The following is a 9016-nucleotide window of genomic DNA, read 5'->3' on the forward strand; positions in this document are numbered from 1 at the left end:
CCAAAACCCCTGTGGTTGGTATGCGCTGCCGTAATGGCATACTTGTTGCTGCCAAAATGGATAAAGTCAATAGTGCCAATATTCAGACTATGATTGATAAGCATGCTGATGCCAATGCCACGCTTTGCACTGATGAAGCAACAATATATAAAGGCATAGAGGGCTATAAACAGTTAATGGTCAATCATTCTGCTGGACAGTATGTTGACGGGACTGCGCATACTAATGGCATTGAGAGTGTTTGGGCGCTATTAAAACGAGGTTACAATGGTGTGTTTCATCATTTTTCTGATAAACATATCGGGCGTTATGTTGATGAGTTTGTTTTTAGGTTGAATGATGACAATGTCAAACGATTGACACTGGATAGAATTGATTCAATCGTGTTTGGATTTAGTGGTAATAGACTGTCTTATAAGATGTTGGTATTAACGTAAGTTAGTCCCTTAATTAATTAAGGTGTCGGGCTTTTCAATTTAAGTGATTAACGCTAGATAACTTGCATAGCGCTTTGGGTGGATGTCATCTGTTTCTAGTGCATTCTTAACACCGCAATTAGGCTCATTGATATGTGCGCAGTTTCTGAACTTGCATTGATTGATAAACGGTTTAAATTCTTTAAATCCGTTGAGAATTTCTTTATTGCTCAAATTATCTAAGTGAAATTCACGAACACCTGGAGAGTCAATTAAATCACCACCTGAGGGAATATGATAGAGCGTAGTGTTGGTAGTGGTGTGTTTACCGAGCTTGCTTTTGGTTGATATTTGATTGACGCGTAAGTTTAACTCAGGAATAAGCTCATTAATCAAAGAAGATTTACCCACGCCTGATTGCCCTAAGAAAATTTGCGTCTTGTCATTGAGTTGAGCTTTTAGTGTATTGATACCTGTTTGTGCTTTTACGCTTAAATAACTCACTGGATAGCCGATAGCTTCATACATAGCAAAGTCGATTTTGACTTGCTTAATATTGCTACTTAGCTCGATTTTATTGACGATAAGTCGAATGGGTAGATTTTGGTTCTCTGCAACGATTAAATAACGATCAATCAAATCAAATTGATAATGTGGCTCGATTGCTACTATCAAGCACAGTTCATCAATATTAGTAGCAATCAATTTTTTTGAACGCTTTAGTGTATTGTCACGCTTAAATAAGGCAGTAACAATGCCTTTATTGTTATCAGTTGCTTGAAAAATAACTTGGTCACCAGCAACCGATAAATCAATATTGCGTCTAGCAGTGCATTGTACTAGGTTGCCTGAGTTGCTTTCTACCAATAGATGTTGACCATAGCGGGTAATCACCAGTCCCGTTTGTGCTTTAGCATCGGTGTTTAAGTCTTGAGAGTTGTCTGCCACCTTATTGGCTCTAGCAATACGCTCGGCTTGGATTTTTTCAAGTCGCCATTTTTGTCGACGAGTCAGAGACAAGGTGTTATTTTTTAAATTGGTAGTATTTTTTATTAAGATACTCTACGACAGATTTCTCTTCATCAGGAAACCATCCAATGCTAAAAGCTTGTACACATTTGCTGACTTGTCCAGTAAGTTTTGGCAAGGTATCCATTTTTCTATTTTTACGCGTGTAAAAATCATCATCATGTGTAATCATATGACAAGCAATACAAGATTCATTGTGTAGTTCTTTGCCCTTATTATGTATTTCCTTACCTTCATTGGCAAAGGCTGTGGTGGATAACAGAGTGATTATTAGTAATAGTTTTTTCATTATGTTACCTCTTTTAAGTGATTAATACGAATAGATGCACTGGGGTGTGAATCGTGAAATGCTGAGTATAGTCTATCTGGTGTTAATGTTGATGCGTTATCGCGATATAATTTAACTAAGCTTGATACCAAGTCATCAGCATTGGTATGTTTTGCAGCAAAGGCATCGGCTTCAAATTCGTGTTTTCGTGAAAAGGCATTGCTAATGGGTTCGATGGCAAAACTAAACATTGGCATCGTTAAACTAAACAATACTAAAGCAGCGTAGTCACCCATCTCACTAACACCTAAACCATGGAAAAACCAAGACTGCTTGATTAGATAGCCCAACAGCGCTAAACCGCACAAGGAAGTCAGAAATGAAATAATAATTTGTTTGCGAATATGTTGGTGATGAAAATGCCCCAATTCATGTGCCAAAATTGCCTCTACTTCTTTGTCTTCCATGCCTTTGAGTAAGGTGTCAAAAAACACAATTCGTTTGTTTTTACCAATGCCAGTAAAATAAGCGTTACCGTGTGATGAACGCTTGGAGCCATCCATGACAAAAATACCATCACTTTTGAAACCTGTGCGCTCTAGTAGATTATCAATCTTAACTTTAAGTTCTTGGTTTTCTAAGGGTTTGAACTTGTTAAATAGTGGTGCAATAAAAGTAGGATAGAGCCATAACATCAATAAAGAAAAACCTGAGAGTAATAACCAAACACTCAGCCACCAGTATTCACCCATGGCATTCATCAAATATAAGATGACATATAACAACGGTGCGCCAATAACCAAAGCCAACATAAAGCCCTTAACCATATCACCAACGAGTGTACCTACCGTGGTTTTATTAAAGCCAAATTTTGCTTCTAAAACGAAAGTGCGATACAAACTAAATGGCAAATCAATGAGTGTGCCAATCATCATTAGGCTAATAATAAAGCCAACACCAATGTAGAGTGTGTCATTCATTAAAGAGCGCCAAATACCATCTAAGTAATCCAAACCACCACCTAATGTCCAAACCAATAACACCCCTGTTGAAAACAGTATCTCTAAGTGGTTAACTTTTAACTTAGCTGTGGTGTAATCAGCGGCTTTTTGATGTTGTTCTAGGGTGATTTTTTCTGCGAACTCGTTGGGTACCTTGTCAAATGAATTGAGCATAGACTTTACTTGTCGTGTGTTGAGCCACATCATTGTGACCACATAAGAGAATATGGCTATTAAAAATATTAGGGTGAATAAGTTAAATTGCATAAATTGTAAATATAAAGAATAGTGAGTGATTTATTTTACTGATTTTTTCTTCGCCTAAGGCATTTTTATGCGTCACAGTAACGGTATAATTTAAAGATTATTTTAATTTCCTCTTGTTCGTGGCATTAATTGTTCAAAAATATGGTGGTACTTCGGTTGGCTCAATAGAGCGCATTCAAACTGTTGCCAAAAAAGTTAAAGCCTTTGCTGATACTGGTAATAAGCTGGTTGTTAGCGTGTCTGCAATGAGTGGTGAAACCAATCGTATGACTGCATTGGCACAAGAAATTCAAGACACACCGTCTTTAAGAGAAATGGATGTTTTATTGACTACAGGTGAGCAGGTGAGCATATCCTTGCTTTCTATGGCGTTGCAACAGCTTGGTTGTGATGCGATTTCTTATACGGGATCACAAATTAGAATCACCACAGATTCTGAGCACGGCAAGGCGCGTATTAAGTCAATTGACACTCAGCGTATTCATACTAGTCTTGATGAAGGTAAGGTTGTGGTGGTTGCAGGTTTTCAAGGTGTAGATGAACAGGGTAATATCACTACATTAGGGCGTGGTGGCTCAGACACCACAGCAGTTGCCTTGGCAGCGGCATTAAAAGCCGACGAATGTCAGATTTATACTGATGTTGATGGGGTTTATACGACCGACCCTCGCATTGAACCAAATGCCAGAAAAATGAAGTCAGTGAGTTATGAAGAGATGCTAGAGATGGCATCGCTTGGCTCAAAGGTTTTGCAGATTCGTAGCGTTGAGTTTGCATCAAAATACAAAGTGCCTTTACGGGTGTTATCATCACTGATTGATAATCCGACAGGCACATTAATCACCAGTGAGGAAAACATTATGGAACAAGCAGTTATATCAGGGATTGCACACAATAAAGATGAGGCAAAACTCAGTTTAATCGGTGTGCCAGATGAGCCAGGTATTGCGCATAAGATTCTAAAGCCAATTAGTGAGGCAAATATTGAAGTGGATATGATTGTGCAAAGTGTTTCAGCGCGTGAAGGGTTGACAAATTTTGCTTTTACTGTGCATAGAAGTGACTTTGATAAGGCGCAAAAGATTTTAAAGGATGTTTGTGGTAACTTGAATGCCAAAGCAGTGCAGAGCGATAGCACAGTGGTTAAGGTATCTTTGGTGGGTATTGGTATGCGCTCACATGCAGGTATTGCCGCGCAGATGTTTGAGGTATTGCACCAAGAGAATGTGAATATTCAAATGATTTCTACGAGTGAGATTAAAATATCAGTTGTGATTGATGAAAAATATTTAGAATTGGCAGTACGCTCATTGCATAGTGCATTTGAATTAGACAAGGAATAGAAAATGACTAGATTTGATGATAGAGATGGCTTGATTTGGTTTGATGGTGAGTGGGTTGATTGGCGTGAGGCTAAAATCCATGTGTTGACTCATACACTGCACTATGGTATGGGTGTATTTGAAGGAGTGCGCGCTTATCAAACTGATAACGGCACAGCCATCTTCCGACTTGAAGAACATACCAACAGATTGTTTAACTCCGCCAAAATTATGAATATGGACATTGGTTATTCTAAAGATGAGATTAACCAAGCACAAAGAGAAGCTGTGACTAAGAATAATTTAGACAGCGCCTATATTCGTCCAATGTGTTTTTATGGCTCAGAAGGCATGGGCTTGCGTGCTAATGGCTTAAAGGTTCACACTATTATTGCTGCGTGGGAGTGGGGTTCGTATTTAGGTGAGGATAATATGAAGAATGGCTTGCGTGTTCGCACCTCAAGTTTTACGCGTCATCATGTCAATATCGCTATGACCAAGGCCAAGGCTAATGGCAATTATATTAACTCAATGTTAGCACTACAAGAAGCATTGACAGATGGCTACGATGAAGCCTTATTATTGGATGTTGATGGCTTTGTTGCAGAAGGCAGTGGCGAGAATGTCTTTATCATTCGTGATGGTATGATTTACACCCCTGATTTAACTTCAGCGTTAGCAGGTATTACCCGTGATACAATTGTTACTTTAGCAAGGGATTTAGGTTATAAAGTCATTGAAAAACGCATCACTCGTGATGAAGTGTATTGTGCTGATGAAGCGTTTTTTACGGGTACAGCAGCAGAGCTAACCCCTATTCGTGAGCTGGATAACCGTACGATTGGTTCAGGCACACGCGGGCCGATTACTGAGAAATTACAAGCCTTATATTTTGACTGCGTATATGGTCGTAATGACAAATACAAACAGTGGATTAGTAAGGGAGGCTGCTAAGATGTCAAATGTTGATGGTTTCCAACAAAAAAATGTAAGTTACAACGCGGTAGAAAAGGATGATTTGCCTATCTGCTGTCCACCTAAGGATGCTCAAAAGTGGCATATGCACCCCAAGGTGTATATGCAGTTTAATGAGCAGGGTCATGCTGTTTGTCCGTATTGTGGCTCAAAATACGAGTTAATCTAAGCTCTTTTTACTTTAAAGTTTTATTTATGGCTAAGTCAATCAAAAATGTCGTTTTAGTTGGCCCAATGGGCTCTGGCAAGACATCGGTTGGTCGTCGACTTGCTTGTGTGTTGAAACGCGATTTTTTTGACACAGATTTTGAGATCGTAACGCGTACTGGCGTGGCAATTGACTATATTTTTGATATAGAAGGTGAAAGTGGATTTCGTCAGCGTGAAATACAAATACTTAAGGATTTGTGCAAAATCCCTAATATCGTGATTGCTACAGGTGGTGGTATTGTTATTAAAGAAACCAATCGTGCCTTACTTAAAAAAGAATGTTTTGTGGTGTATTTATCATCCAGTGTTGAACAATTGGTTAAACGCACTGCCCAGTCTAAGGCAAGGCCTTTACTAGAACAATCAGACGATAGAGAAAAAACACTGCGTGATTTATTGGAAGCCAGAGAAGGGTTTTATCAGGAGGTCGCAGATGTGGTGGTTGGTACCACAAGCAAGAAACTGTATGCTATTATTAATGAGATTAAAAAAGCGGTGAATAAGTGAAGAAAATTCTAATCATGACTGTATTATTAGGTCCGCTTAATGTTCAAGCATTAACTGAGCAAGGCTTTGTTGAGCGCTTGCGAACAACCCATCCTTTTTTCAATCAACAAGCGTTATCCAGTAAGGTTAAACTGATTGAAAAGCGTGCTACTAAAGCCAATGAAGATTGGGTGATTGCACTTGAGAGCTTGTATCAAAGCGACCACAAGAATAGCGGTGATATATCAACGACTACTTCTAATTTAGATACAGCTTCAATTGGACTCTCTGCAACTAGGAAATATACCAATACTGGTAGTGATATCACCCTTAAACACACCTGGAAAGACAAAAGCAAAAGTACCGATACAACAAACAACGGGTTTTCACTGGATTATACTTATCCACTATTGCGCAATAAAGGCGGTATTAATGATCGCTTGAGTGGTGATGTAGCGCAAATTGCCATCAATCAAAATACTTTGCAGCGACTAGAAGTAGAAGAAGGCTTTATTTTGGGAAAATTAAGTCGTTTTATTGATTTGGCATATGCACAAGAGCAACAATCAATCAATGAGCGTCGATTGGCGTTGAGCGAAAAAGAATTAGCATTGGTAAAGAAGAAATATAATGCTTCAGTGGTTGAAAAGGTGGATGTTTTGTTGCAACAAGATGCTTATCAGACAGCAAACCAAAAACTGTTACAAGCACAGCAAGATTTGATGCTTTTGCGTCATGAAATTGCCGTTACGCTAGATTTAGATTTTGAGAAAGTAGTGGCTAGCACAGATTTTTATAAAATTTATAAGCCTAGTGAGATAGCACTAAAAGCCTATTTATCAAAGAATTCTAGAGTGTTAAAAATCAACAATTTATCGCAGAAAATATTAAAACGCCAATTACTTAGTTTTAAAAATACCGCTAAGGCAAAATTAGATTTAAAGCTTGGTATTAGTAGCGCAGGTGAGAATACTAATTATTCAAAATCATTGAGTAATCAAAGCACCACTTGGAAGGTGGGGCTGGGTTTGTCTTATCCGATAGGTGGTATTGAGGCGGATAGTAACATTAAAAAAACCAATATAGAATTGGAAATCTTAGTGCAATCCAAGCGCGAGCAATTGTTAGATATTTACACACAGGCTAAGACGCTAAAGGAAAAAATCCAATTGTTAGAGAAAATGATGCACGCCAATCAAGCACAAATCAAAATAGCCAAAGCACGCACTGCTGAAGAAAAACAGCGTTATAGCAATGGTAATGGACAGGCTAGTTTTGTTATCAATGCTCAAAATAATGAGCAAGTCGTAAAGTTAAGCTATGCACAAGTTGCCAAAAATTATCAAAAAGCCATACTTGAGTTTAAAGCCAGCATTGACCAATTAGTACCATGAATCAAACCCCCATTAAGTATCAAATAACCCCTAAAGACACGAGTGCGCATGTATTCCAAGTATGCTTAACCCTTGATAACCCCAATCCGTTGGGACAAGTGTTTTTATTGCCAAACTGGATTCCTGGCAGTTATTTAATTCGTGATTTTGCCAAGCACATCGTTAGCATTCACGCACATAGTTGTGGTAAATCTATTGAGATTAAAAAGTTAGACAAGAATCACTGGGTTGCTTACCCATGTGCTGATAGCATTACTTTGGAATATGAAATTTATGCTTTTGATTTGTCAGTGCGTTGTGCCTATTTGACTAATCAGCGTGCGTTCTTTAATGGCAGTAGTGTGTTTTTACAGCCTGTTGGTTTTGAGGATAATATTTGCGAAGTGCAAATCAACTACCCAACAGATGAGGTGCTAGGTAATTGGGCTTGTGCCACGAGTTTAACACTGAAAAATAAGCAAAAAAATACAGAGACTTATACAGCCAACAACTACCTAGATTTAATTGATCATCCCGTTGAGATGGCAGACTTCACGCGTTTTGAGTTTAATGTAGGCAATATCTCGCACGCGATGACCATTACTGGTGAACATGTAACTGATATTGACAGATTAAGGGCTGATTTGATATGCATTTGTGAACATCATATTGGTTTGTTTGGCAGCAACATTCCATTTGATGATTACTTATTCTTAACCTTGGTAACAAGCAAAGATTATGGCGGTCTAGAGCACAAAAAATCCAGTAGTTTAATTTGCGCTAGAAAAGAGTTGCCAACTTTAGAGCAAAAAGATATTACACCTGAATACACACGCTTTTTAGCGCTTTGCTCACACGAGTATTTCCATGCTTGGTGGATAAAAACCATCAAGCCTGCCAGTTTTCATGAGTTGGATATGAGTTGTGAGAACTATACCGAGCAACTGTGGATATTTGAAGGCTTTACCTCCTACTATGATGAACTGTCGTTGCTACGCATAGGGATACTTTCTGTTGAGCAATATCTCACGCTATTGGCGCAAACCATCAGCAGAGTGCAGAAAGGGCGTGGACGCTTTAAGCAATCGTTAGCGCAGTCTAGTTTTGATGCATGGACAAAATTTTATCAACAAGATGAGAATGCACCAAATGCAATTGTTAGTTATTACACCAAAGGTGCGTTATTAGCGTTTGTGCTTGACATTGAAATACGCAAGCGTACTGATGATAAGTATTCATTAGATGATGTATTGCGCTTGATTTGGGGCAATTACCAAACCACTGGGTTAGAAGACAATACCGTACAAAAAGTTATTGAGCACCTAACACAAAGCAATTTTAGTCAGTTTTTTGATGCATATTTATACGGCGTGGACGAGTTACCACTGAAAGAAGCTTTTGAGTATGTCGGCGTAAACTGTAAATTTAGCCACAAAAAAGACGATTTATCAAAGTTTGGTATAAGTATTAACAAAACACAAGAATATGCAGTTATCAGTCATATTCTTGATGCGTCTTGCATACAAACAGCGGGACTGTATGTTGGCGATAAAATTATCAGTATTAATGATAATAAAGTAGTTGCTAAAGAGTTAGAAAAAACACTCAACGCTTGTAGCGAAGGTGACAGCATTAAAATCAACATCCTAAGAGACGAGTTATCAACTGA

10 protein-coding genes are annotated in these 9016 nt (G+C 38.4%); 7 read left to right on the forward strand and 3 right to left on the reverse strand.

What is annotated here, in order from left to right; genetic code table 11:
- Window positions 1-437: IS1595 family transposase (locus BAZSYMA_RS04460; protein WP_143243102.1), on the forward strand; the 437-nt coding region annotated here is incomplete at its 5' end.
- Window positions 438-476: 39 nt separating this feature from the next.
- On the opposite strand, the gene rsgA is transcribed toward BAZSYMA_RS04460, so the two are convergent.
- The 3 genes from rsgA to BAZSYMA_RS04475 are packed head-to-tail and all read right to left on the reverse strand — an operon-like array spanning window position 477 to window position 2981.
- Window positions 477-1436, reverse strand: a complete 960-nt coding sequence (rsgA, locus tag BAZSYMA_RS04465) for a ribosome small subunit-dependent GTPase A (protein WP_090716046.1) — start codon at window positions 1434-1436, stop codon at window positions 477-479.
- Window positions 1437-1440: 4 nt separating this feature from the next.
- On the reverse strand, window positions 1441-1734 hold the full coding sequence (locus BAZSYMA_RS04470) for a hypothetical protein (protein WP_237731627.1): 294 nt from the start codon (window positions 1732-1734) through the stop codon (window positions 1441-1443).
- Window positions 1734-2981, reverse strand: coding sequence for a M48 family metallopeptidase (locus tag BAZSYMA_RS04475; protein WP_090716048.1), 1248 nt, complete (start codon window positions 2979-2981; stop codon window positions 1734-1736). Before BAZSYMA_RS04475 ends, BAZSYMA_RS04470 begins: the two co-directional genes overlap by 1 nt.
- 119 nt (window positions 2982-3100) lie before the next feature.
- On the opposite strand from BAZSYMA_RS04475, the gene BAZSYMA_RS04480 reads away from it, so the two are divergent.
- The 6 genes from BAZSYMA_RS04480 to BAZSYMA_RS04505 form a co-directional block, all read left to right on the forward strand.
- Window positions 3101-4324, forward strand: a complete 1224-nt coding sequence (locus BAZSYMA_RS04480; RefSeq protein WP_090716052.1) for an aspartate kinase — start codon at window positions 3101-3103, stop codon at window positions 4322-4324.
- Window positions 4325-4327: 3 nt separating this feature from the next.
- Window positions 4328-5257 (forward strand): branched-chain amino acid transaminase, encoded by a 930-nt coding sequence (locus BAZSYMA_RS04485; RefSeq protein WP_090716056.1) that lies wholly within the window; start codon window positions 4328-4330, stop codon window positions 5255-5257.
- Window position 5258: 1 nt separating this feature from the next.
- On the forward strand, window positions 5259-5447 hold the full coding sequence (locus BAZSYMA_RS04490; RefSeq protein WP_090716059.1) for a zinc-finger domain-containing protein: 189 nt from the start codon (window positions 5259-5261) through the stop codon (window positions 5445-5447).
- Between the two features lie 26 nt (window positions 5448-5473).
- Window positions 5474-5995, forward strand: coding sequence for a shikimate kinase (locus tag BAZSYMA_RS04495; RefSeq protein WP_090716062.1), 522 nt, complete (start codon window positions 5474-5476; stop codon window positions 5993-5995).
- A gap of 14 nt (window positions 5996-6009) precedes the next feature.
- Window positions 6010-7368, forward strand: coding sequence for a TolC family protein (locus BAZSYMA_RS04500; protein WP_090716064.1), 1359 nt, complete (start codon window positions 6010-6012; stop codon window positions 7366-7368).
- Window positions 7365-9016 (forward strand): M61 family metallopeptidase (locus BAZSYMA_RS04505; RefSeq protein WP_090716066.1); only part of this gene is annotated, 1652 nt, incomplete at its 3' end. The genes BAZSYMA_RS04500 and BAZSYMA_RS04505, both read left to right, overlap by 4 nt.

It is taken from the genome of Bathymodiolus azoricus thioautotrophic gill symbiont, assembly GCF_001298715.1.
Classification (GTDB): Bacteria; Pseudomonadota; Gammaproteobacteria; order PS1; family Pseudothioglobaceae; genus Thiodubiliella.

Excerpts from the sequence above, each read along its gene's own strand:
- BAZSYMA_RS04470 (WP_237731627.1), bottom strand. The coding sequence starts at position 1,734 with ATGAAAAAACTATTACTAATAATCACTCTGTTATCCACCACAGCCTTT.
- BAZSYMA_RS04475 (WP_090716048.1), bottom strand. The coding sequence starts at position 2,981 with ATGCAATTTAACTTATTCACCCTAATATTTTTAATAGCCATATTCTCT.
- BAZSYMA_RS04485 (WP_090716056.1), top strand. The coding sequence starts at position 4,328 with ATGACTAGATTTGATGATAGAGATGGCTTGATTTGGTTTGATGGTGAG.
- BAZSYMA_RS04490 (WP_090716059.1), top strand. The coding sequence starts at position 5,259 with ATGTCAAATGTTGATGGTTTCCAACAAAAAAATGTAAGTTACAACGCG.
- BAZSYMA_RS04495 (WP_090716062.1), top strand. The coding sequence starts at position 5,474 with ATGGCTAAGTCAATCAAAAATGTCGTTTTAGTTGGCCCAATGGGCTCT.
- BAZSYMA_RS04500 (WP_090716064.1), top strand. The coding sequence starts at position 6,010 with ATGACTGTATTATTAGGTCCGCTTAATGTTCAAGCATTAACTGAGCAA.